General features: G+C 65.5%; 15 protein-coding genes. 6 read left to right on the forward strand and 9 right to left on the reverse strand.

The window, feature by feature from the left end; genetic code table 11:
• Positions 1–49 precede the first annotated feature (49 nt).
• Positions 50–1,759, forward strand: a complete 1,710-nt coding sequence (locus tag O9Z63_RS08785; protein WP_270128931.1) for a serine hydrolase domain-containing protein — start codon at positions 50–52, stop codon at positions 1,757–1,759.
• 128 nt (positions 1,760–1,887) lie between these two features.
• On the opposite strand, the gene O9Z63_RS08790 is transcribed toward O9Z63_RS08785, so the two are convergent.
• Positions 1,888–4,677 (reverse strand): polynucleotide kinase-phosphatase, encoded by a 2,790-nt coding sequence (locus O9Z63_RS08790; protein ID WP_270128932.1) that lies wholly within the window; start codon positions 4,675–4,677, stop codon positions 1,888–1,890.
• Between the two features lie 53 nt (positions 4,678–4,730).
• On the reverse strand, positions 4,731–6,134 hold the full coding sequence (locus tag O9Z63_RS08795) for a 3' terminal RNA ribose 2'-O-methyltransferase Hen1 (protein ID WP_270128933.1): 1,404 nt from the start codon (positions 6,132–6,134) through the stop codon (positions 4,731–4,733).
• Between the two features lie 231 nt (positions 6,135–6,365).
• Here O9Z63_RS08795 and O9Z63_RS08800 point away from each other — a divergent pair, with 231 nt between their 5' ends.
• Positions 6,366–7,847, forward strand: a complete 1,482-nt coding sequence (locus tag O9Z63_RS08800; protein ID WP_270128934.1) for a PhoX family protein — start codon at positions 6,366–6,368, stop codon at positions 7,845–7,847.
• A gap of 198 nt (positions 7,848–8,045) precedes the next feature.
• Positions 8,046–9,965: a cytochrome-c peroxidase gene (locus O9Z63_RS08805; RefSeq protein ID WP_270128936.1), complete on the forward strand. Its 1,920-nt coding sequence runs from the start codon at positions 8,046–8,048 to the stop codon at positions 9,963–9,965.
• A 370-nt stretch (positions 9,966–10,335) separates the two neighbouring features.
• Here the strand turns inward: O9Z63_RS08805 and O9Z63_RS08810 are convergent, their stop codons facing one another.
• The 5 genes from O9Z63_RS08810 to O9Z63_RS08830 all read right to left on the reverse strand — a co-directional run bounded on the left by O9Z63_RS08810 (position 10,336) and on the right by O9Z63_RS08830 (position 16,442).
• Positions 10,336–12,582 carry a choice-of-anchor I family protein gene (locus O9Z63_RS08810; protein WP_270128937.1) on the reverse strand — a complete coding sequence of 749 codons (2,247 nt, stop codon included), beginning with the start codon at positions 12,580–12,582 and terminating at the stop codon, positions 10,336–10,338.
• A gap of 58 nt (positions 12,583–12,640) precedes the next feature.
• Positions 12,641–14,104 (reverse strand): GH1 family beta-glucosidase, encoded by a 1,464-nt coding sequence (locus tag O9Z63_RS08815; protein ID WP_333490338.1) that lies wholly within the window; start codon positions 14,102–14,104, stop codon positions 12,641–12,643.
• A gap of 110 nt (positions 14,105–14,214) precedes the next feature.
• A complete protein-coding gene (locus tag O9Z63_RS08820) occupies positions 14,215–15,237 on the reverse strand; it encodes a glycosyltransferase family protein (protein ID WP_270128938.1) in 1,023 nt (340 codons plus the stop codon).
• An 84-nt stretch (positions 15,238–15,321) separates the two neighbouring features.
• Entirely contained in the window at positions 15,322–16,215 is an 894-nt protein-coding gene (locus tag O9Z63_RS08825; protein ID WP_270128939.1) for a UDP-2,3-diacylglucosamine diphosphatase, read from the reverse strand.
• On the reverse strand, positions 16,212–16,442 hold the full coding sequence (locus tag O9Z63_RS08830; RefSeq protein WP_156109353.1) for a hypothetical protein: 231 nt from the start codon (positions 16,440–16,442) through the stop codon (positions 16,212–16,214). The genes O9Z63_RS08825 and O9Z63_RS08830 overlap by 4 nt, the downstream gene beginning before the upstream one ends.
• Positions 16,443–16,716: 274 nt before the next feature.
• Between O9Z63_RS08830 and O9Z63_RS08835 the strand changes: the two genes are divergently transcribed.
• Entirely contained in the window at positions 16,717–17,277 is a 561-nt protein-coding gene (locus tag O9Z63_RS08835; RefSeq protein ID WP_044017468.1) for a hypothetical protein, read from the forward strand.
• Between the two features lie 112 nt (positions 17,278–17,389).
• Here O9Z63_RS08835 and O9Z63_RS08840 read toward each other — a convergent pair whose 3' ends face one another.
• The gene (locus tag O9Z63_RS08840; protein ID WP_270128940.1) at positions 17,390–17,902 is read right to left on the reverse strand and encodes an NUDIX domain-containing protein; all 513 of its coding nucleotides are present in this window, start codon (positions 17,900–17,902) and stop codon (positions 17,390–17,392) included.
• Between the two features lie 385 nt (positions 17,903–18,287).
• Between O9Z63_RS08840 and O9Z63_RS08845 the strand changes: the two genes are divergently transcribed.
• Complete coding sequence (locus O9Z63_RS08845) at positions 18,288–19,739, forward strand: DEAD/DEAH box helicase (protein ID WP_270129250.1); 1,452 nt, start codon at positions 18,288–18,290, stop codon at positions 19,737–19,739.
• 185 nt (positions 19,740–19,924) lie between these two features.
• On the forward strand, positions 19,925–20,425 hold the full coding sequence (locus O9Z63_RS08850; protein WP_270128941.1) for a hypothetical protein: 501 nt from the start codon (positions 19,925–19,927) through the stop codon (positions 20,423–20,425).
• Between the two features lie 162 nt (positions 20,426–20,587).
• Here O9Z63_RS08850 and O9Z63_RS08855 read toward each other — a convergent pair whose 3' ends face one another.
• A complete protein-coding gene (locus O9Z63_RS08855) occupies positions 20,588–20,758 on the reverse strand; it encodes a hypothetical protein (protein WP_156109352.1) in 171 nt (56 codons plus the stop codon).
• Between the last annotated feature and the right edge of the window lie 264 nt (positions 20,759–21,022).

Genomic DNA, 21,022 nt, shown 5'->3' on the forward strand with positions numbered 1-21,022 from the left:
TCGGGCGGCCAGAGGCGGGTAATTTTGCGGCCTCTCTCTTCTGGTTTCCATGAAACATCTTGTATTGTTGCTGTGGGCACTGCTCACGGCCGCCCGGCTCGTTGCCCAGCCCGCCCCGTTTGTTCCCGACAACGGCATTACCTCGCCTTTTCACCGGGCTCACGTCGGAGAAATCCTTTTCAGTAGCCAGGCAGTGGCGCCCGACGCTTACACCGACGCGGCGTTTACCCAATCCAGCCTGTTTACCCCGAAGAGCAGCCTGTTCATTACCGTGTTTCTAGGTACTTCCCTGACCAATGCCCTGCACGAACTGGCCCCGAACGCAACGGCAGAAGACTTGGTGAAACAGGGTAACTACCAGTTTACTTTTTATGTGGACCAGCGGCAGGTGTTCGTGAGCAACCTGCACCCCGGCGCACCCTATGCCACCCTCAAAAACACGGAAACGGTGTGGCACAAACCGCTGGTGAACAACCAGACGACCACCAGCTGGTGGAGCCAGTCGCTGTGGAATCGGTTCTGGGCCGGCGGCGGCGAACAAGCCTTGACCGAGGGCCGGCACGTGCTCCGGGTAGAAATCCGGCCGTACCTGCAAACCACCACGCTGCAGGTAGGGCCCCTGCTGGCCAGCGGGCAAATAACGCTGCATATGAAAACGCCCATCATCGACGTCAGCACCGTTCGTTTAACCCCGCTCCTGCCGTATCCGGGACTGCCTGTTTCCACGCAGTCGTTTGACGTCAACAAAATCAAAGCCTTGAAAGGCAACATTGAGGCGGGCGTGTTCAAAGCCATTACCAGCGTAGTAGTCATCAAGGATGGGCAGCTGCTGGTAGAGGAGTACTTCAACGGGGCCACCCGGCATACCCTGCACGACCCTCGGTCGGTAGGAAAGTCCTTTGCCTCCGCCCTCACCGGAATGGCCATTGCCGACGGATTTCTGCCCAACGAATCCCAGACGTTGGGCCAATTGTACAACCTGAAGCAATACCCCCATTTTACCCCGGCCAAGGCGCGTATCACGCTGGGCGAGCTGCTCACCATGCGGTCCGCATTTGCGGGCAACGATGATGACTCCGATTCGCCCGGCAACGAGGAGAACATGTACCCCACGGCGGATTGGGCAAAATTCGCGCTCAGCCTGCCCCTGGATTCCATCAGGCCCCGCGGGCAGTGGGCTTATTTTACGGCCGGCACCATCCTGCTGGGCGACGTACTGCAGCACCACGTGGCCGGGGGGCTGGAAGCATACGCCGACCGCAGGCTCTTTCGCCCCTTGGGCATCACGGAGTATCAGTGGCAGTATACGCCTCAGCACGTGGCAAATACGGCTGGCGGCCTTCAACTCCGCGCGCTGGACTTCGCTAAATTCGGTCAGCTGTACCAGAACGGCGGAAAATGGCAAGGGCAGCAACTGCTGCCCGCCGCCTGGGTTACCAAAACCTTTACCAAACACGTAGCCATTCCCAACCGCAGTAACGAGTTCTATGGGTACCTGTTCTGGAACAAGACGTACCAGGTGCAAGGCAAGGCCTACGAAACCTTCTACTGCGCGGGCAACGGTGGCAATAAGATATTTGTATTCCAGAACCAGCCGTTGGTGGTGGTGGTGACGGCCACCGCCTACGGAACCGCCTACGCACACCCGCAGGTGGACAAGATGATGGCCGACTTTATTCTGCCGGCTGTGCTGGGCACCGGCACCGGTAAGGCCGTTATTCGTTCTACCTCATCGGACCCCGCGGGCAAGCGCCGCTAGCCGCGGCGGCGCTCCACTCAGACTGCATGTTTACCCACTGCCCGTACCGAGTTAGTCAGGCCCCGCACGCTACACGCTACTTGGTGCTCCTACTGAGTGCAGCCGAGCGGCTGAAAGCGAAAGCATTACTACAGCCGCGGGTCCACGGCTTCGCTTTCCAGGGCCAGCACGCCGAATACGCACTGGTGTACCTCGCGCAGCGGGGCGCCGGATACGAACCGTTCGAGGCCTTCCACGCCCAGGGCGAATTCGCGCAGGGCCAGGTTGCGCTTGCTTTTCACGTTTCGCTCGCGCAGGCGCTCCAGGTTGCCGGGCAGCAGGTAGTCGGGGCCGTAGATGATGCGCAGGTACTCGCGGCCGCGGCACTTGAGGGCCGGCTGCACCAGCTGTTTCTGGCCCGCGGGGATGAAGTCGTAGGGCTTCACCACCATGCCTTCGCCCCCAGCGGCCGTGAGGTCCAGCCACCATTGGGTGGCGGCTTCCACGTCGGCAATATCCTGCAGTTGCACCACGCGGTAGGGCGTGGCGCGGAGCAGGCCTTCATCGGCCAGGCACACAGCGCGCAGGGTTTCCATGTGCCAGGCGTGGTCTTTATCGAAGTAGGTGCGGCCTTCAGTGGCGAGCAGGTGGAACGGGGCCAGGCGCAGATCGGCCAAGCTGTCCACGGGCCAGCAGTAGCGGCGGTAGGCCTCGGCGTAGTGCTGGGCGGCCGACTGGCGGGCAGTGGTGCGGGCCAGCAGCGCCTCCGCCCCATCGAGGCCGCGGGCGGCGGCCTGGGTGAGAACGGCGGCGGCTTCGGGCAGGGCGGCGGTGGCAGCAGCGGCCACGGCGGCGTACTGGTTTTTGATCAGCTCCTGGGCCTTGGCCGACCACGGCAGCAGCTCGGCATCCAGGCAAACCCAGTCGGTGCTGAACCGCTCCCAGAAGCTGCTGGCCGTGAGAGCATCCTGCAGGCGCGTGAGGAAAGCGGCTTCCAGCGTGGCGTCGGTGAAGAAGTTGCGACCGGTGCGGGTGTACACCTTGCCCGGCCCTTCGCCCACTACCCCGAAGCGGCGGCGGGCGGCGTCCTCACTGCGGGCCAACACCACTACCACGCGGCTGCCCATGTGCTTTTCCTCACACACCACCCGCTCCAGGCCCTGGCGGCGGAAGTAGTCGAAGGCTTCGGCCGGGTGCTCCAGCAGATCCGGCAGCACCGAAGTTTCCGAGGGGCTCATGGTGGGCGGCAAGTACAGCAGCCACTTCGGATTCAGCGCAAACCGGCTCATCACCTCCAGCGCCGCCGCCGCGTTTTCCTCCCGAATGGTCACCGATGGCAGCAGCCGCGTCTTGATGATCTGCTTGCCCAGCACATCCTGCAAATCCAGCAGGTCGTCGTGCTGCTGTTGAGCGGAAAGCTCGTTTTTCGTTGTTTGTTGTTCGTTATTCGTTTCCCGTGTTGAGTTGTTCGGGTCTGGTTGACCATCCGCATCAAGCAACGAAAGACGAGAAACGGATAACGAAGAACCTGCCAACGGCCGAACCGGCTCGCAGTACACCTGAGCGGCGGGCACGGATACCAGCTCCCGCTCGGGGTAGCGCAGGGCGGTGAGGCGGCCACCGAATACGCAGCCCGTGTCGATGTCGATGGTGTTGTTGAGCCACTCGGGCGCGGGCACGGGCGTGTGGCCGTACACCACCATGGCCCGGCCCCGGTACTCGGCGGCCCAGTTGTAGCGCACCGGCAGGCCAAACTCGTCGATTTCGCCGGTGGTTTCGCCGAACAGCGCGAAGGCGCGCACGGCGCCCGAGCCGCGGCCCTGCATTTCCTCGCGCATGCCCGCGTGGGCCACCACCAGCTTGCCGCCGTCGAGCACGTAATGGCTCACCAACCCATCCAGAAACTGCCGCACCTGGCTCTTGAACATGTCGGACTCCAGGGCCAGCTGCTGCACCGTTTCGGCGAAACCGTGCTTTTCGTTGACCTGCTTGCCGTTGAGGTAGCGCAGCAGCTTGATGTCGTGGTTGCCGGGCACGCACAGCGCCAGGCCGTCGCGCACCATGCTCATCACCAGCCGTAGCACCTGCGGCGAGGCCGGCCCCCGGTCCACCAGGTCGCCGAGGAACAGCACGCGGCGCGGCGGCTGTAGAGACGCAATAGTTGAAGTCGCGTCGTTGCTGATGTCGGTTGAGGTGTCGGCCGGTTCCGCGTCGTTCAACGACGAGACGCAATATTTTGCGTCTCTACGGCGCGTTACGCGCACGCCTAGGTCGCGCGCATCTAGCACGGGCGTTTCCTCCACGGCGTAGCCCAGCTGCGCGAGCAGCTGCACCAGCTCCTGGTAGCAGCCGTGCACGTCGCCGATGATGTCGAAAGGACCAGTTTCCTGCTTGCGGTTGCTGTAGAGCGGGTCGCGCTGGATGGTTTGCACGGCGTCCACTTCCTCGGGGCCGCGCAGGTGGTAGATGTGGCGGAAGCCTTCCTGTTTGAGGAATTTAAGACTGCGGCGCAGCTGCTGGCGCTGGTTCGGGATAACGTGGCGACCCAGGTGCTGGCGCTCGGCCCGGGCCTGGTTGCGGTCCTCGGCCAGGCGGTCGGGCACGTCGAGGACGACGGCGGTGGGCAGCACGTGGTAGTCGCGGGCCAGCTGAATCAGGGTCTTGCGGGCTTCGGGCTGCACGTTGGTGGCGTCCACCACCGTCAGCAAACCGCGCTTCAGGCGCAGGCCCACCAAGTAGTGCAGCAGCGCAAAGGCCTCCGGCGTGGCCGACTGGTCATTCTCATCATCGGCCACCAGCGCCCGGCACTGGTCCGACGACACAATTTCGGTGGCCGAAAACAGCCGCCGCGCAAACGTGGATTTGCCGGCCCCGGAGGTGCCAATGAGCAGGACGAGAGAAAGTTCGGGAAGCTTAAGGGAGGTGGTAGATTGGGGCATAACTACTCAAAGCAAAGCAGGATACTAGACGGTAAACGGTGGTTCGGCGGCCTCTACCGCTCAAACACGGCCAGCTGTGAGGGCGCGCCCACTTCGGCGGCTTCCGGGCCCAGCGGCTCCAGGCGCACCCGGTAGCCGTGGCGCCCGGCCACGCCGGCGGCCCAGGCGGCAAACTCGGCCCGCGTCCACTCGAAGCGGTGGTCAGCGTGGCGGAAGTCGCCGGCCGAGAGGGTTTCGTAGCGCTGGTTGTAGTCGGCATTGGGGGTGGTGACGAGCACGCTGCCGGGGCGGGCCCGGGCGAATATCACCTGCTCGAAGGCGGCCAGCCGGTTTTCGTCGAGGTGCTCGATGACTTCCACCACGGCCGCCGCGTCGTAGTCGGCCAGGCGCTCATCGTGGTACAGCACCGAGCCCTGAGCCAGGGTGAGCCGCTCGCGCTGGCGCGGGGGCATTTCCGCGAGGTGCAGGCGCTGCCGGGCCCGCTCCAGCTCCCGCCAGCTCACATCCAGGGCCAGCACGTGCTCAATCTGGGGCTGCAGCAGCAGCCGGCGCACCAGCTTGCCTTCGCCGCAGCCCAGATCCAGTACCCGCTTCGCCCCCAGCTCCCGGATTATCTCGGCCACGCGGTCCAGGCGCTGGTCGTGGAGCTTCTGGCCGGGAGTTGCGGATTGCGGGCTGTCAGGGGTCAGCTCAGCGGCGGGCTCGTCATCCTCGGCATCTTTCTCCACGGCCAGCAGGCGCGCCAGCGTGGGGTTCACATACTCGGCGAAGCGCAGGTAGCGGCGCGTGATGAACTCCCGCTCGGGGTGGCGCGGCAGCCACTCGCCGCCGCGCAGCAGCAGCTTCTCGGCCTCGGCCGGCCCGATGTAGTAGTGCTTGTTGTTGTCGAGCACCGGCAGCAGCACGTAGAGGTGCGTGAGCAGGTCGCGCAGGCGCAGGGCGGGGTGGCGCAGCCGCAGCGTGTAGTAGCGGCTGTCGCCCCACTCCGGCCGGGTGGGGTCGAGCGGGTGCGCCTCGGTTTCGATTTCGTAGCCCAGCGGCGCAAACAGGCGGTGCAGCTGCGCGGGGCCGGCAGCCGGCACCACGGCCACGGAAACTTCCAGCGGCAGCAGCGCATCGGGCAGCTCGGGGCGGTCCTGGCAGGTGCCGTTCATGGCCGTGTTGAAGGCTTTGGCCAGGGCCGTGCTCAGAAACGACGACGCCACGTAGGGCCGGTCGTTGACGTACTGGGCCAGCGCGAAGCCCTCGGTGGCGGCGCCCTTCTGGCCGCGCACCAGCCCTACGGGGTCGATGTCGAGCAGCACGGCCACGGTGCAGCGCTCGGGCGTGGCTTCGGGGTAGAAGATATGGGCCTGCCCGGCGGTGAGCTCCAGCGTCTGGAGGCGGGCGGGGTTCTTGTGCAGCAGGTAGCCCAGGTCGGTGGCGGGCTGGTGGGTGGTGGTAATGGTGAGCAGCATACGGCAGGCAGATAACGATAGAACACGGCCCCGGGGCAGCTTTACCCGGTGGGGTGCAAGATACGCAACGCCCGGCCCCGGCCAGCGGCCCGGCCGGGGCCCGGCTTCACATCAGCTTAACTATTTGGAAACGACTATATAACACACCGTAAATCATGCCGTAACACGGCCCCGATACTTTTGGGCATCCTTCCAGGGCGCCCTGCCGCCGCTTATTTTCCTGCCTGCATTATGCACACTCCTACCCTTTCGGCCCGCCTGCTGGCGGCGCTGGCCCTCTCGGCTTCGCTGGCCGCCTGCTCCGACGACAACGACGAGGCCTCGACCAACAGCGTCAAGCTCGACAACTACTCCGTGACGCCGGTGCTGGCCAAAACCCTACCCGGTTTCGAGAGCGTGAAGCTGTACTCGCTGATCAGCTCCGACGACAAGCTGGCCGCCTCGCCCGACTTCATGTTCGGGGGCTCGGCCGACGGCGCGGGCCTGCTGCGCAACCCCGACGGCAAGGGCTTCACCCTGCTGGTCAACCACGAAGACAACTTGGCCATTTCCCGGGTGCGCTTCGATGAAACCCTGCGCCCCGTCGGGGGCGAATACCTGCTCAACTCCGACGGCGGCCGGTGGCGGCTGTGCTCGGGCACGATGGTGACGCCCGAGGAGCACGGCTTCGGCCCCTACTTCCTGAGCGCCGGCGAAAGCGCCGTGGACGCCCAGACCCACCTGATTCAGCCCTTCGCCGACAACAACACCCAGAGCACGCCCAAAGGGGTGCGGGGCCTGGGCTACTGGAGCGCCGAAAACGCCGTACCTCTGCCCAAAACGGCCTACCCCGGTAAAACCGTGGTGCTCACCGGCGAGGACGCCTCCGACGCCACCGGCGGCCAGCTGGCCCTGTACCTGAGCAACGCCCTCGGCGACCTGGACGGCGGCCAGCAGTACATGCTGCGCCGCCGCGACCTCAACCAGCGCGAAAAGGACATGGCTACGGGCCAGCGGTACGAGGTGGAATTTGTGGCCATCCCCGACTACAAGAACCTCACCGGCACGCAGATGCAGGCCCAGGTTGACCCGCTGAAGGCCATCAAGTTCGGCCGGGTGGAGGACATCGACTACCGCAAGGGCGGCGGGGCTAACGGCCGCGAGGTGTACTTCAACGTGACGGGCCAGGACTTCACGGGTGTGAATGCCGACCAGAGCCGCACCAAGTGGGGCCGCACCTACCGCCTCGTGCTCAACGAGCAGAACCCGCTGCTGGGCACCCTGGAGCTGGTTCTCGACGGCGACGACCGCGCCGGTAAGGCGAAGGACTTCCAGAACCCCGACAACCTCTGCGTGACCCAGAACTACGTGTATGTGCAGGAGGACTCGAACGGCTACGGCACCGAAACCCACGATGCCTACATCTACCAGTATACCATTGCCACCGGCGAGCTGAAGAAGGTGCTGGAGCTGGACCACCGCCGCACCGAAGCCGACAAAGACAAATACAACGTGACGGGCACCAGCTACACCCCGGGCGCTTCTTCCAAAGGCAGCTGGGAATACGGTGCGCTGGTAGATGTGTCGGACGTGGTGGGCCAGCCCAATACGTTTACCCTGTGCATCCAGCCCCACTCCTGGCGCGCCCAGAAATACAAAGATGGCGGCGCCCGGCCGAACAACGGCAACGACCAGGCCAGCCAGGTGGTCATCCTGAGCGGCCTGCCCCGCTAATCTCTGCCCTTGCTAGCTCCCGATTATTAGGGCCACTATCGTTAGCCGCTACACTTATCCGACTACGCTTACCACGCGCTGCTTCCGCCCCGGGAGCAGCGCGTTTTGCTGCCGGCAACGGGCCCGACACCCGCGCCTATCCAATTAAACCAAATGAGAAATCCGGCATTTGACCATTTGGTATTTCACTGATTTTCAATGAAAAGAGCTTTACTTCTACTCACCTCGGCCCTAGTGCTGATATGGGCGAGCTGCCAGCGGACCGGCCCGTCGGCCGCCACTTCGGAGCCGGCCCCGACGCCGGCCGGGCAGGTACTGGGCCAGTACCACCGCCACGTGGCGCAGTTTGATTCGGTGGTGGCAGTGCTGCAGCGGGCCGTGGCTACGGGTCAGCCGGCGGCCCGGCAGCGGCGGGCATTTCTGGTGGCGCGGCTGGCCTGGAAGCGGGTGGAGCTGCTGGCCGAGTACTACAGCCCCTCCACCGCCAAGGCCCTCAACGGCCCCGCGTTGGGCGAGGTGGAGGAATTCGACCAGCAGCAGCGGGTGCGGGCTCCCGAGGGTTTGCAGGTGCTGGAAACGTACTTCTACCCCGCCCTCTACGCCCCGGCCCGCCGACCCGAGGTGCTGGAGCAGCTGGCCCTGGTGCACAGCAGCCTGCTAAGCCTGCGCCACGCCGCCGACGGCCTCACCCTCACCGACCGCCACGTGTTCGACGCGGCCCGGCTGGAGGTGTTCCGGGTGATGACGCTGGGGCTGACGGGCTTCGATACGCCCGCCTCGCCGGGGGCCGTGGCCGAGGCCGCCGCCGCGCTGACCACCGTGCAGGCCACCGTGGCTCCTTACCAGCGCCGCCTGCCCGCCCCCGCCGCCCGCCGCCTCGCGGCCCGATTCGGAGCGGCGCTGGGCTACCTGCGCCGCCACCCCGACGCCGCCCGCTTCGACCGGCTCACGTTTCTGGCCCGCTACGCCGAGCCGCTCAGCCGGCAACTGTGGGCCACCCAGCAGGCCCTGGGCATTCCGGCCTTCCCCGAAACCCGCGCCCTACGCGCCGATGCGCCCTCGTTGTTTGCTCCCGAGGCGTTTGAGCCGGCGGCCTTCGCCCCCTCCACCACCGCGCGGCCGGTTCTGGCGCAGGTGGCGCTGGGCCGGCAGCTGTTCTTCGACCCCGTGCTGTCGGGCAACAGCAGCCGCAGCTGCGCCAGCTGCCACCAGCCAGCCCGCGCCTTCACCGATGGGCAGGCCCGGAGCGTGGCCTTCGGGGGCCGGGGGGCGGTGGCCCGCAACGCGCCCACCCTGCTCAACGCCGCCCTGCAGCGCACCCAGTTCCACGACGGCCGGGTGAGCTTCCTGGAAGACCAGGCCGCGGCCGTGCTGGCCAACCCCACCGAAATGCACGGCTCGATGGCCGCCGCGGCCCGGCTGCTCACGCGCAGCCCCGCCTACCGGGCCGCCTTTGCCCGGGCTTTCGCAGCCGCCCCCGCTGCGCCCGTGCAGGAGGCGCAGCTGAAGGCCGCCCTGGCGGCTTACCTCCGCTCCCTGGTGCGCCTGAATTCGCCCTTCGACCAGTACCTGCGCGGCGACACCACGGCGCTGGGCCCGGCGGCCCAACGCGGGGCCAACGTGTTTCTGGGCAAGGCCAAATGCGCCACCTGCCACTTTCTGCCGCTGTTCAACGGCACCGTGCCGCCCGGCTTCGAGCGCACCGAAAACGAGGTCCTGGGCACCCTGGCCGCTCCCAACCGCCTCCGCCTCGACGCCGACCCCGGCCGGGCCGGAGCCACCGGCATACAGTGGCAGGCCCACGCCTTCAAAACGCCCACCCTGCGCAACATCTCCCTCACCGCGCCCTACATGCACCAGGGCACTTACCGCACCCTGGCCGAGGTGGTGGAGTTCTACAACCAAGGCGGCGGCGCGGGCCGGGGCCTCACGGTGCCCAACCAAACCCTCCCGCCCGACCCGCTCCACCTCACCCCCCGCGAAAAGCAGGACCTGATAGTCTTCCTCCACTCCCTCACCGATACCACCGGCCTCCGCCGCGAAACCCCGCGCCAGCTCCCCACATTCCCAACTGAGCTGGCCCATCTCAACCAGCGCCCCGTAGGCGGCCGGTACTGAATTCTGGTCTCGGGGTTACTAGGATGACCGGTCAGCACGATGTAGAGACGCAATATTTTGCGTCTCGTCGTTGAACGGTACGGGCAAACTGTCTTTAACAACATCAGCAACGGCGAGACGCAAAATATTGCGTCTCTACGCCGTTAGGTAGTCAGTCAGAAGCCAACAAGTATAACCAGACCTTAATACTAAGCTTGTCGAAGCATCTCTACTGATTCGTAGGATAGTTCAGGAGAAGCGGTAGAGATGCTTCGACAAGTTCAGCATGACGTTCATGCGGTTGCCTATAAACCAACACGTGTGTCCTCTGCAACGCAAAACGCCCCGACCATAACCGGCCGGGGCGTTTCGTTTGGGGTGGAGGTGGCCGTTAGCGCACCACCAGCTTGGAGCTGGCCCCATCGTCGGCGCGCAGCACGTACACGCCCGGCGCGAGGTCGGCGGTTTCCAGCTGCAGGGCTTTGGTTAGGGTGCGGACGGGGCGGCCCAGCACGTCGTGAAGGAGGCCGCTCACCGGCCGGCTCAGCTGCACTTGTCCGCCCTGGCTCGGGTTGGGGTAGAGGTATAGCGGCGCGGCTGTGCGGGCAGTGGCCGTGCTCAGCGGGCCGCGCAGACCAATCTGGTACACGGCCACGGTGCTGCTGATTTCGTTGGCCAGAATCAGCAGTGGCGCGCGGGTCGGGCTGTTGGCGGCCGACACGAATACCAACCCCTCGGGGCCCTGGTCGCCGGTGCCGGCGGTCAGGCTGCGGTTGTTGATGTACTGCACCAGCCGCGGGTTGGCGGGGTCGTTTACGTTCATCACCAGCACACCGCCCTGGCGCTCCAGGCTGATGAAGGCGTAGGTGGTGTCGCGAATCACGCCGATGGCGGCGCCTTCGGGCTCGGGGCCTTTGTCGTCGGAGCGGTTTTTCCGGGTGGGCGCTTCGTTGGCGCCGTTGCTGGCGTTGAAGATGTTGCCGAACGTGGGGTCGGTGCTGGTGAGCCGCTCCAGCAGGTCGCCGCTGTCATGCAAGAGAGCCCCGGTGGTGGCGTTGAGGATGCTGAACGAGCGGCCCCCGAACGCATAAATCTGGTCGAAGTCGCCGTCGCCGTCGGTATCGCCCAGCTTGTTGGTCACATTTAGGCGGCCCAGCACGCTATTGTTCTTCAGCAGCGCGGCCTGCGGGAAGGCCGTGGGGTCGAGCGGGTAGGCGGCATTGCCGAGGCGCACGGCCTCCACGAGCCCGCCGGTGCCGGAGTATTCGCGGGCATCTCCCTCGTTGGCGGTCAGCAGGTAGCGGCCCCCACCCAAAGCGGCGGGCAGCTCGAAGGAAGCAATGGCGTCGGGCTGGCGCATGCCGCGTACCGGCCAGTTGGCCATAAGTACGTCGGCCGACTGGTCGGAAGCGTCAAAGCTGAAGCCGGGCTGGCTGTGGTCCTGGTAGCCGATGGGCCGCAGGGCCGTGAACTGCAGCGTAGCCAGATCCAGCGTAGCCACGGCGTTGTTTTCCTGCAGGCCAATGTAGGCCGTGCGCGAATCAGCCGATATGGTCACGTATTCCGGCTCCAGATCCTGCGCTACGGAGCTGGCCGGCCCACCCGCCGGGCCGCCGTAGATGCGGATACCGGCCGCCCGCAACGCGGCCGCCTGGCCGTTGAAGCTGCTGAAATCAACGGTCGTCACGTTGGCCTGCGTCAGGTTGGCAATGGGGTCGCTCACGTCCACCACCGTCACCGAGCCGAGCGGGTCGTTGGAGTAGGTCGCGTTAGGCTCGCCTTCGTTGGCCGTCAGCAGGTAGCGGCCATCCGGCGAGAAGGTTATCATATCGGGCAAGGCGCCCGCCGTCACCTGCTTCAGGAAGTTGCCGTTCTGGTCGAAGAACACGATTTTGCCGGCGTTCTGCAGCACGGCATCTTCCACCGCGCAGGCTACCAGGCCGTTGCGCACGGCCACGGAATTGATGCCGCCGTAGGGCGCCATGCTGATGGAGGCCAGCGGGGTAATGGTGCCCGGCGTGGCGAAATTGAGAATATCGAGCTTGCCGCCGATGGAGTTGGCCACGTACAGGCGCTGTGTGCTCGGGTCGTGGGCCACAATTTCAGCGGAGTTGATTTGCACCGGCGGGGTGGCCGTCGTGAAAGCCACTCCATTCTGGTAGCTACCCAGCAGATTCAGGCGCAGATTGCCGGCACGCGGGGGCGCCTGCGTGTCGTTGTCTTTGATATACACCAGCACCTCGGTGAAACCGGCCGTCAGGGTGGCGTTGGCGGGGTTCTGCAGGCGCAGCGTGAAATACTCGGCCCCTTCCGCCAGCACATCGTCGGTGAGCGGAATGGTCAGGGTCTGGTTGGCCGTGGCGCCGGCCGGGAAGGTCAGCGTCTGGGGGGCGGCGTAGGTGAAATCAGTACCGACCGTGGCCGTGCCCAGGCCGGGCACCAGCGCTACCTCCACGGTGCTGGCCGCCGTGCCGGGGTTGGTGACGGACACCGGCACGCTGACCGTTCCCGCGTTTTCATTGGCTACCGCCGTGACGGCGGTGAAGCGCAGCGCGGGGGTGGTTTGGGCGGCGGCCGTGCCGGCCAGCGCCAGGCAAAGCAGTCCGGCGGTGGCTCCCGAAAGTAAAGTTTGACGCATCCTTAAACAGGCTAAGTGAATGATGCGCCAAAGCTACCGGAGGGCCGTTATGGCAGCTTTACCAATTAGTTACGGAATCATCAATACCCGCCTGGCAGGCCGGCAGCGCCTGCGTTCCGGGCCCCGCCGGGCTGGCCTCGCCGGCCAGAAAACGGCGGTACCAATGCCCCGAGTCCTTGATGGTGCGGCGCTGGGTTTCGTAGGCCACGTGCACCAGCCCGAAGTGGGGCCCGTAGCCCTCGGCCCACTCAAAATTGTCGGTAAACGACCAGGCGAAGTACCCATCCACCGGCACGCCCTCCTGCCGGGCGCGCAGCACCTGCCCGATGCTGGCCTGCAGATACGCCTGCCGGGCCGGGTCGGCCACGCGGCCAGCCCGGAGCTGGTCGGGGAAGGCGGCGCCGTTTTCCGTCACCAGCAGGCGCGGCGCGTTGGGGTAGGCCGCAAACTGCTTCAGCATGTGGTAGAGGCTTTCCGGGTACACTTCCCAGCCCATATCGGTGTGGGGCACGCCGCGCCGGGCGGCCCCTACCAGCGCGGCCCACAGCAGCGGCACGTAGGGCGCGTGGCGCACCACCTCCCGGGTGTAGTTCTGCACGCCCAGAAAGTCGAAGGCGAAAGGCAGCAGGGCCTCGTCGCCGGGGCGCATGTAGCGGTCCAGCCAGCCGAGCAGCGGCACGTCGGCCACGGGATAGCCCAAACCCAGGGCGGGTTCCACGAAAAGACGGTTGAGCAGCGCATCGGCCCGGCGGGTGGCGCGGGCGTCGCGGGCGTGGCCGGGCCGCCAGGGCGTGAGGTAGGAGCAGGAAAACGTGGTGCCGATCTGGGCGGTGGCGGGCAGCACCGCCCGCAAAGCCCGGCCGCCCTCGGCCTGGGCCAGCGCGGCGTGGTGGGTGGCAGCCAGAAACGCGCCCAGGCTGCGGCGGCCCGGCGCGTGCACGCCCAGCAGGTGCCCGGCCCCGGTGAACACCATGGGCTCGTTGAGCACCATCCAGTGCTGCACCCGGTCGCCGAGGCGGGCCGCCACTCGCTGGGCGTAGTCGGTGAACCAGCCCACCACCGAGCGGTTGGTCCAGCCGCCGAGCTGCTGCAGCGCGGCCGGCAGATCCCAGTGGTAGAGCGTGGGCCAAGGCGTGATGCCTTGGGCCAGGCAGCCGTCTATCAGCCGGTCGTAGAAGTCTATTCCCTTTTGGTTAATACTACCTCTACCCTCCGGGAAAATGCGCGACCAGGCGATGGAAAAGCGGAAATCCTGTATCCCCATTTGTTTCATCAGCTCCAGATCCTGCGGCCAGCGGTGGTAGAAGTCGGTGGCTACCTCGGCGGTTTCGGCGCGCTTGATGCGGCCGCGGCGGCGCACGAAATCGTCCCAGATGCTGGGCCCTTTGCCGTCCAGGTTCCAGGCCCCTTCCGTCTGGTAGGCCGCCGCCGAAACGCCCCAGCGGAAGTCGGCCCCGAAGTCAGCGCGGGTAACCAGGGCCGGGGTGGTAGCCGGAAAGAAAGCGGCAGGCAGAGCAGACAAATCGGGCATAAACACGCGCAACAGATGAATATCAGAAAGACGGCCCGCCCAGCCGCCGCAGCCCGGCAGGTGGGCCGTAGGGGCCGGGTGGCTTGCCCTCGGCAGGGCGGCTACACCACCAGCGCCGGGGCCGGCCAGCCCGCCTGGGCATCGGCCAGCAGCTGGTCCAGTACGGCGCCCGTGGCGTCCGGGTAGTCGACGGGTATGGGCTGGCCGAAGCGCAGCCACTCGTCCAGCACGTCGAGGCTGCGGTCTTTGAGGTTTTTCACGACCGGCACGCCCATGGCCGCCAGCGCGGCGGCGTTGCAGGCCTGCTCATACTGGTGTTTCATGGGCACCACCAGCAGCTTCTTGCCCAGGTAGAGCGCCTCGGCGGGCGTCTCGAAGCCGGCCCCGCACAGCACCCCGGCACTGCGGGCGAGGCTATCGACGAAGGCGGCGCCGCTCACGGGCCGCACCCACACGTTGCCGTGCTCCGACTCCTGGCGGCTGTGCTTGCTGAACACCTCCCAGCGCACCGAGCGGCTCAGGTAGCGCAGCCGCTTCACCAGCGTGGCTTCCTCAAAAGCGGGCAGATACACCGTGTAGTGGCCTTCGTTGCGCGCCGGCAGCGCCCGCACCTGCTGCCGGATAACGGGCGTCTGGATGTGCGGCGCGTAGGCCTGAAAGTGAAAGCCGTAGTGGTGGGTGGCGGGCGCGTAGTGGCGCAGCACGGCGCGGCCCACCAGGTCGGCGTTGGCGGGTTGCGGGGCGTGGGGGCTCAGCACGGCGCTCTGGTGGCTCAGGGCCACGCAGGGCCGCCCCTGCCGCCGGCAGGCCCACGCCGATACCGGCTCAAAGTCGCTGATGACCACATCGTAGGCCTCCACGGGCAGCAGGCGAATCTCGCGCAGAAAAGCGGCCGAGTTCATCTGCCAGAAGGTCTTCACGAAGTTGACCCCGCCCTTTTTCCCAAATACAAAGCCCATGCCCTGGCAGCGGTAGCGCACGGCAAACGGCAGCTCAATGTCGGCGGGCGGGCCGCTCACCAGCACATCTACCCGGCTGGCCCGCTGCTGCAGCAGCGGCACAATGTCGAGGGCGCGGCTGAGGTGGCCGTTGCCGGTGCCCTGAATGGCGTAGAGGATATTCAACTGAAATCGAAACAGGTAAAAAAGATGCGTTGACGGATGCGCGGCGGCCCGGCCAGCCGGGCGGCGTTGCTCGGCCCGGCCCGGTCACTGGGGTTCGGGGGCAGGCTTGCCATTCATTTCAAGCAGCAGGTCGGCCAGCAGGGCGGCCACGGGCGTGTCGGCGGCGGTGTCGGCCTCGTCGGGGGCGGGCGTAGTTGGCTCGGGCTGCTGCATCCGCGGGTCGGTGGCGTAGCGGTAGAGGCTCCAGCCGGCTTCAGCGGTGTATTCCAGCGCGGTAAGGTTTTCCACCCAGTCGCCGGAGTTGAGGTACACCACCTCGCCCTGGGCCGTGGCCACGGGCCGGATTTCGGGGCAGTGGATGTGGCCGCAGGCCACGTAGCGGTAGCCCCGGTCGGCGGCAATGTCGGCGGCCGTCTGCTCGAAGTCACTGACCAGGTTCACGGCGCTTTTCACGCGGTCCTTCACGGCCTTCGACAGCGCCACGCGGGGGCGGCCCAGCTTCAGCAGGCCCCAGTTCACGAGGCGGTTGAGCAGAATCAGCAGGTCGTAGCCGTGGGCGCCCAGGCGGGCCAGCCAGCGCGAGTGGCGCATGGTCACGTCGAACACGTCGCCGTGAAACAGCCAGGTTTTGCCGTGGGGCAGGTCGAGCACCAGCTTGTTGTCGATGCGCAGGGCGCCCAGCCGGGTTCCGGCAAATTTGCGCAGCAGCTCGTCGTGGTTGCCGGTGAGGTAGTGGATGCGCACGCCCTTGGCGGCCAGGCCCGCCAGGTGGCGCACCACCCGCATGTGGGCCGCGGGCCAGTAGCTTTTGCTGAACTGCCAGATGTCGATGATGTCGCCGTTGAGCACCAGCACGCGCGGCCGGATGCTTTTCAGGTAGCGCAGCAGCTCCGTGGCGTGGCAGCCGTAGGTGCCCAGGTGCACGTCGGAAACGACGGCCACCTCTACCCGGCGACGCTTGAACGAGGGGCCGCTCATCGGAAGGCGGGGCGGGGCCGGAGCCGGGCGCTGGGCAGGGTACGGGCCCCGGGCCGCCCGGTTGGTTCTGGCTGCGACGCCTCATCGGCATTGCCAAAGCGAAACGGCAGCCGGAGCGCCCCCACGGAGCGCAGCACAAACGCCCCGCCAAGGGCCAGCTGGAAGAGCAGGTAGGCCAGCGCGCGCACTACGCGGCGCAGCATTGAAATCGTGAGGGGAGCGTGCATAGCGGAAAGCCGTTTTAACCCGTCTCAAAGGTCGGCCGCCACCATTACCCAGGAATTACGGTGGTATTATGCTTAGATCAAGTTTGCCTGGCCTCGCACGCAGGGCAGCCCGGCAACATCCCGCAACACTTCCGGATGGGGCGCTGAGCGGCTTGGTGGGGGCTTCGGGCGGGCCAGGCGGCTTTTTAGACGAAACCTGGTATAATAGGCTTTTCCCGTGCGTACCTTTGGGTGGTCGCAACCCCGACTACCAGCTTATCTCCTATTCCTGCTCATGAAGAAACATCTCCTCCTCGCCCTACTCCTGCTCGGCAGCCTGGCGGCTTCGGCCCAGTACATGCCCGGCAAGCCCCGCAAGAAATACACCTTCCCCAAGAAGGATGAAGAGTGCCAGTACGTGCTCAACGTCACGAAAAACACCGACGAAGACGCCGAGGTGGATGCCTGCGTAACCCGCGTGGCCTACCGCCCCTACCTGGAGCTGCTCACCGAAGTGGAGGCTCTGAAAAAGATGAACAGCTGGGCCGATACCACCTACCAGCGCCGCCTGAGCCAGCTCCCCGCCGGCGGCCTGCTCGTCGTGACGATGTACCGCCGCGGGGGCGCCAACGCCGACCCGGCATACCTGAGCGTGGTAGCCAAGGACAAGGACGGCAAGGAGGTTTTCAATGTTCCGGCGCTGCCGGAAGGCCAGGGCCGCTTCTGGAACCGCGACCTGTACGTAAGCAAGCGCGCCATTCCATTTGTTAAAACCGAGACGCCACAGGACCTGACCCTAGTCATCAACGACATCAAAACCAAGCAGACGTTCGAGTACGTGGTGAAAACACAATAATCTGTTTATCAGATTATTATCTGCACACTACAACGCATCACAAACAGAAAAGGGCCTTCCGTGGAAGGCCCTTTTCTGTCTCAAACCATTTGTACAAACCGGCCGGCAGCCGCTACCGGTGCAGGCGCACCCACTGCACGGCAATAATGGTTTTGGCGTCTTCAAACTGTTGCTGCTGCAGCTGCTCGGCGCTCAGAAACACCGCCTCTATCTTCTCGCTTTCCTCGGCCAGCCCGCCCCCCTGCCCCGACTGGTGGCTGACCTCGGCCAGGTACACCGTGATGGTTTCGGCGCTCGTCCCGGGCGAAGGGTAGATGTGGGCAATCTGCTCCAGCCGGTCTACGTCGTAGCCCAGCTCCTCGTGCAGCTCGCGCCGGATGGCGGTTTCCGGGGCTTCGTCGCCGTCGATCATGCCGGCGGCCAGCTCCAGCATCTCGGCCTCGGGCCCGATGCGGAACTGCCGGGTCAGCACGTACTGCTCCTTTTGGGTATCCCAGACCAGCGCGGCCACGGCCCGGCCCGGTTCGAAACGCTCCCGTTTAAGCTGCTCGTCGCCGTCCTGCACCGTGAGCAGGCGGAGTTTGAAGTGGCCATCGTAGGCAGTTTTGCGGTCGGTTACGTGCATGGCTGAACAGGAAATCAGGTTTATTTTCCGAAAAGTAAACGGATTTTACGGCGGCCGGGGTTATAGCTGCGCTCCTCGGGCATTCGCCACCAGCTTATCACTCAGCCAATATTTATTTTACCGCTTATCCCTCAGCGCTTTATTACATTGCTTTTGAGCTATTTTCCGGCTTCCAGCCATCCTGCTGCCCATAAACTTCCGGCGGGCAGGGCAAGCTGGCCGGCCTTTTGGGTGGGCTATTTGGCCGTTGGCCGGGCTTCGGCGGCAGCCACTACCATAAAGTCGCCGTAAAACCACCGACCTTTGCGGACTCGTGCCCACTCCGCGGCACATCCGATAGTTTGGCCGCCTGCGTTGGCGGCTCCGTTTTTCCTTTTTCCGTTTGATGATCTTCGACGACCTTAACCTTATTGAGCCTATCCTGCGTGCCCTGCACGAGGAAGGCTACACTACTCCCACGCCTATTCAGCAGCAAGCCATTCCGCAAGTGCTGGAAGGCCACGATCTGCTGGGTGTCGCCCAGACCGGCACCGGCAAAACCGCCGCTTTCACCGTTCCAATTCTGCAGATCCTGCACCAGACGGCTCAGGTAGAGCGCCACGCGCCCGGCCGCATCCGTTGCCTGGTGCTCACTCCTACCCGCGAGCTGGCTATCCAGATCGGGGAAAGCTTCAAGGCCTATGGCCGCCACCTGCCCAAGCTGCGCTCCACCGTCATCTTTGGCGGCGTAGGTCAGCACCCGCAGGTGCAGGTGCTCAAGCGCGGCGTTGAGGTGCTCATCGCCACCCCCGGCCGCCTGCTCGACCTGATGAACCAGGGTTTCATCGACCTGCGCAACATCGAAGTATTTGTGCTGGACGAAGCCGACCGCATGCTCGACATGGGCTTCATCCACGATATCAAGCGCATCCTGCCCAAGCTGCCGGCCTCGCGCCAGACGCTGTTCTTCTCGGCTACCATGCCCGGCCAGATTCAGGAGCTGGCCGCTACCATCCTGCGCCCCAACCCGGTGAAAGTGGCCGTAACGCCCGTTTCCAGCACCGCCGATACGGTTACGCAGGGCGTGTACCTGGTAGAAAAGAACGACAAGCCGGCCCTTCTAGAGCACGTGCTGCAAAACCAGGAAATCCGCCGCGTACTGGTGTTCACGCGCACCAAGCACGGCGCCGACAAGGTGGTGAAGACGCTGGAGAAGGCCAACATTCCGGCCGAAGCCATCCACGGCAACAAAAGCCAGAACCACCGCCAGCGGGCCCTCAGCAGCTTCAAGGCCGGCACCACCCGCGTGCTGGTAGCCACCGACATTGCCGCCCGCGGCATCGACGTGGATGAGCTGACCCACGTTATCAACTACGAGGTACCCAACGAGCCCGAAACCTACGTGCACCGTATCGGCCGGACGGGCCGCGCCGGGGCCTTCGGCACGGCTTTCACGTTTGTGGAAGACGAGGAGCGCGCCTACCTGCAGGATATCCAGAAGCTGATTCGTCGGCAGATCGACCTAATTGAAGACCACCCCTACACCACCCGCTCGGTGGCCCCGGTGCCGTTGCACGGCGGCGCGCCCATCAAGCGGCCGAAAGGCCCGGCTGGTCGCCCACCGCGGCCCGGCCGCGAAGGCGGCGGCGGTGGCCAGGGTGGCGGTCGGGCGCCGCGCCAGGGCCAGCAGAGCGGCGCCCCCCGCGGCGGCCAGGAACGCGGCGCCAGTGGCGGCCACCTCAGCAGCTCCGCGGCTTCGTCGCGGCCGGCTGGTGAGCGGACGCCTGGCAGCAGCCAGGGCTCCGGCTCGGGCCAGCGCCGTTTCCGCGGCGGCAACGGCGGCGGACGCCCGCAGTAGCCTGGTTTAGGAAGTATTAGAAAGGGAGGCCCTGACCGGTGGTTGGGGCCTCCCTTTTTTCGTTTGCGCAACGGCCAATGGGCTGGCGCGGCCGGCCTGATGGCCTCAAAACAAAATCCCGGCCTACCGGATTGTAGAATTGGTGGCAACGGTGCCACTGCCGTACTCCTCAGCCTTTCGTTCTTATGGCTCAACGCACTCTTGCCGTCATTCAGGCCCTGCGCGACACGGCGCACCGCCTGGCGACCCAGGCTCCCTACCAGTGGGGCCACATGGGCAGCTGCAACTGCGGCCACCTGGCCCAGACGGTTACCCAGCTTACCAAAGCCGAAATCCACGCCCGCGCGATGCAGCGCTACGGCGACTGGGAGCGGCAGCTTACCGACTACTGCCCCACCAGCGGCCTGCCCATCGACCAAACCATCGACGAAATGCTGGCCGTCGGCTTCACCCGCACCGACCTGGCGCACCTGGAGCGCCTCTCCGACCCCCTGGTTCGGCGGGCCATTCCGTTTGAGCGCCGCGACGCTCTGCGCCACAACCAGCGCGACGACGTGGTGCTGTACCTGCGTACCTGGGCCGCCCTGCTCGAAGACGAGCTGCTGGGCACCATTACGCTGCCGCACCTGCTTCCCAGCCAGCCAGTAACTGCACAGCCAGTGCCCGCGCAGCACGTTCTGGCATAAGCACCCTATATAGGGCTACCGTAGTCCCCAAAACCGCAAGGCCCCATCCGACATTGTCAGATGGGGCCTTGCCGTGTATGGCAGAAAGCGGACCGGCACAGGGCTGCTACAGCCAGCGCCGGGCGCTATGCCGGGCAGCCGGGCAGTACCGGGTAGGGCTATTTAGTAGTTGACGTTGCTACGCTGCGCTTCGCGGTAGCCTTCGGCGCGGTGGCTACGCTTGTACTCCGCATCGGCGTTGGGGTCTTTCTCGGCATCGGGGGCTTGCGTGCAGGAAGTCAGGAACAGCGGCGCGCTGGCGGCAAGCAGGAAGAGCAGACGGAATTTTTTCATAGCCCAAAGATAAGCACCAACCCGAAAATCCCCAACTCACCGAGGCTCCGTGTTTAGCAACCTTTGCAGCCGCACCCGGTAGCGCCGCGCTTGCGCCTGCCGCATACGCGCCGACAGTGAAGCACCTGCCCGCATTACATTACATAAGTAAACAATCTACAGCTATACTGCTCCTGCAGACGAGCCGGCAGAACAACCGCACCGAGCCGGCACGCCTGCCCCAGCACAAGAAAATCTGCCAGAAGGCGATTCACGGCTCTTCAT

The organism is Hymenobacter yonginensis (assembly GCF_027625995.1).
Classification (GTDB): domain Bacteria; phylum Bacteroidota; class Bacteroidia; order Cytophagales; family Hymenobacteraceae; genus Hymenobacter; species Hymenobacter yonginensis.

What these genes read in the sequence shown, in the direction of transcription:
- O9Z63_RS08855 (WP_156109352.1), bottom strand. Translation starts at nt 20,758, where the DNA reads ATGAAAAAATTCCGTCTGCTCTTCCTGCTTGCCGCCAGCGCGCCGCTG.
- O9Z63_RS08845 (WP_270129250.1), top strand. Translation starts at nt 18,288, where the DNA reads ATGATCTTCGACGACCTTAACCTTATTGAGCCTATCCTGCGTGCCCTG.
- O9Z63_RS08810 (WP_270128937.1), bottom strand. Translation starts at nt 12,582, where the DNA reads ATGCGTCAAACTTTACTTTCGGGAGCCACCGCCGGACTGCTTTGCCTG.
- O9Z63_RS08830 (WP_156109353.1), bottom strand. Translation starts at nt 16,442, where the DNA reads ATGCACGCTCCCCTCACGATTTCAATGCTGCGCCGCGTAGTGCGCGCG.
- O9Z63_RS08825 (WP_270128939.1), bottom strand. Translation starts at nt 16,215, where the DNA reads ATGAGCGGCCCCTCGTTCAAGCGTCGCCGGGTAGAGGTGGCCGTCGTT.
- O9Z63_RS08795 (WP_270128933.1), bottom strand. Translation starts at nt 6,134, where the DNA reads ATGCTGCTCACCATTACCACCACCCACCAGCCCGCCACCGACCTGGGC.
- O9Z63_RS08850 (WP_270128941.1), top strand. Translation starts at nt 19,925, where the DNA reads ATGGCTCAACGCACTCTTGCCGTCATTCAGGCCCTGCGCGACACGGCG.
- O9Z63_RS08840 (WP_270128940.1), bottom strand. Translation starts at nt 17,902, where the DNA reads ATGCACGTAACCGACCGCAAAACTGCCTACGATGGCCACTTCAAACTC.
- O9Z63_RS08805 (WP_270128936.1), top strand. Translation starts at nt 8,046, where the DNA reads ATGAAAAGAGCTTTACTTCTACTCACCTCGGCCCTAGTGCTGATATGG.
- O9Z63_RS08790 (WP_270128932.1), bottom strand. Translation starts at nt 4,677, where the DNA reads ATGCCCCAATCTACCACCTCCCTTAAGCTTCCCGAACTTTCTCTCGTC.
- O9Z63_RS08835 (WP_044017468.1), top strand. Translation starts at nt 16,717, where the DNA reads ATGAAGAAACATCTCCTCCTCGCCCTACTCCTGCTCGGCAGCCTGGCG.
- O9Z63_RS08785 (WP_270128931.1), top strand. Translation starts at nt 50, where the DNA reads ATGAAACATCTTGTATTGTTGCTGTGGGCACTGCTCACGGCCGCCCGG.
- O9Z63_RS08800 (WP_270128934.1), top strand. Translation starts at nt 6,366, where the DNA reads ATGCACACTCCTACCCTTTCGGCCCGCCTGCTGGCGGCGCTGGCCCTC.